A 2,257-nucleotide genomic window follows, 5' to 3' on the forward strand; every position below is an offset into this window, starting at 1 on the left:
GCATTATGTCCAAACGTTTCAATAATTTCTGCTAATGTTGGAACTTTAGCATGTTTAAATTCTTCTTTTGCTAAATCGGGGTATTTTTCATTGAAAAAGCTGCCTGCATCAAGTTGTTTTATTTCTGTTAATGTATGATTTCTTACTAATCCAGTACCGTTAGTTGTACGATCCAATGTTTCATCGTGCATAGCTATTAAACGTCCGTCTTTTGTCATTTGAAGATCTATTTCTATATAGTCACCTTTTAATTGTTGTCCTAATGTATAAGCCACTATTGTATGTTCTGGTGCATATGCAGAAGCACCTCTATGCGCAATGTTTTTTATATGATTTGATTGATTAGTAGCTTTTATATAATTATGTTCATTTACTTGTTGAAAAACAAAGATGCTTATTACTGTGAAGAAACAAATGATTGTAATTATAGATGTTTTTTTCATAACGATATGTTAACTCCTATATTTAAARCAATTTKAYTTGGATGAWTTACYCAAATAAATGCYGRTTTTCAAAAACAGTCATTTGTCCTACARCTTKAAAKCCRGATTTTTYATAAATRTTWATTCCATCAGGTGAAGCTTGTARTACRCARTACRTATTTTTTARTTGTTTWGCTTCTTGCAGCARGAAATTAAACATAGTAGAGCCGAATCCTTGTCCTCTCATTTCTTCCTTAGTCGCTATATCATAAATACCGACACTATCTTTCGTACATACTAAAGAGCCAACAGATACTACCTCACCTTTATAAAGACCTAAGTATAGTTTCATGTTATCGCTATTCCATAAATTTAAAGAAGAAATTTGATTATAGTAGGATTGAACATTAGAGCCTTCCGCTGATGTACCGAATAAAGCCGCTAACGTTTCGCCAAATTTTTGTATTTGTACCGGCGAAGTTGCTTTTTGTATTATAAAACTTGCTGGTATGTCTAATGTAGGATGAATTGTTTGTAAATCTGCAACCATTGCAATATTATTTTCCGCTTCTATTAATCTAAGTTTTAGTAACTCGTACTTAAGTGTATTCTCTCGCTTTGCATCCCAATACCAAACACTTATAGGAAACCCTTTTTGATTAAATTGTTCTATCTCCGCACATAATTCCTCGTTTTCTTCCGTTAAGTTACTGTTTAATAAAGTAATAATATTAAATGTATCTGTAGGTAAACCACAGTTAACTGCAATATAATTCTTCGTTTTCTTTACACTCATCCCTTGCACATGACGAGCAACATATGAAGTTTTGTATATAAAATTATCTATAAGTAACTTTTGATAATTCATCAATTATGCCCCTTTAAAAAATAGTAATTAAATAATACCTATATTAAATATAACATATAAGAAATTTCACTTAATCAATGAAATCCCTCTTTTTAATCCCTTTATATCACACAATGTAGCATAATAAGAATTAAAAATGATATAATATTGTCGGAATGAAAAAAGTGGTATATAATAAATATTAACATTACTAGTAATTATTTTAGGTATTCCTAGAATAAAGGAGCGATACATATGAAAATTACTATTTATTTCGGAAGTCATGAAGATCAAGATGTTCGTACAATGGACTGTCATTTAGATGTAGAGGATACAGAAGAGATTGTATCTGTATCTTAATATAAATAATGGGATGAAACCTCTTCCCTGCAACGTTTAAGGCACCTTTTATAGGTGTCTTTTTTGTTGTTTTTTCGCCAAAAACCCTTTACTTTAGTGCGTTTTAATAGTAAAATATAAATATACGAACAAACGTTCTTTTTTTATTTTAATCGTACATGAAGGGATGATTTTATCAATGGCTCCAGCGAAGCGCAGAGGAAGAAAAAAGCAAACACCTATTATTTCAAATACAGGCTTTATTGGCTCTGTCTTTATTGATACATTGGAGTTACAAAAGAAATCCTATTATTTCGCTCGTAAAAAACTTCAAATTGTTCATCACGTACTAGATGGTCTATCTGGRGCAACGAGTGCATTATTTAAAGAACATAATATMKCYGCRTACATGTCATGTGTGTATTTACATAAACAAMAGAAAATYGGCTTYGTTCTTTCAACAAAACCKTTTGAACAAAGTGATGGYGTTKCTTACTTTATAAATTATTTAATCGAAAAGAATTTTTACGGTAACGAAGAAGTAGAATATCAAGAAGTATTTAATACAGGTTTTATTGGTGTAGTATTCGCGGATTTATCTAGTATAGATCGCTTTAATTTTGAGTTTGAAATGGGTATGTTAACGAAG

General features: G+C 30.4%; 2 protein-coding genes and 1 pseudogene. 1 reads left to right on the top strand and 2 read right to left on the bottom strand.

The features are described 5' to 3' along the window. Together AC1DJR_RS27100 and AC1DJR_RS27105 are read right to left on the bottom strand one after the other, a co-directional pair. Nucleotides 1-443 (bottom strand): glycerophosphodiester phosphodiesterase family protein (locus tag AC1DJR_RS27100; RefSeq protein WP_477003955.1); only part of this gene is annotated, 443 nt, incomplete at its 3' end. A gap of 46 nt (nt 444-489) precedes the next feature. Then, nucleotides 490-1,290, bottom strand: a complete 801-nt coding sequence (locus AC1DJR_RS27105; RefSeq protein WP_477003956.1) for a GNAT family N-acetyltransferase — start codon at nt 1,288-1,290, stop codon at nt 490-492. Nucleotides 1,291-1,807: 517 nt separating this feature from the next. Here AC1DJR_RS27105 and AC1DJR_RS27110 point away from each other — a divergent pair. Then, a pseudogene (locus AC1DJR_RS27110) lies at nt 1,808-2,257 on the top strand (hypothetical protein); the annotation flags it as partial.

The sequence above is a fragment of the Bacillus sp. 05T31 genome (genome assembly GCF_056396725.1).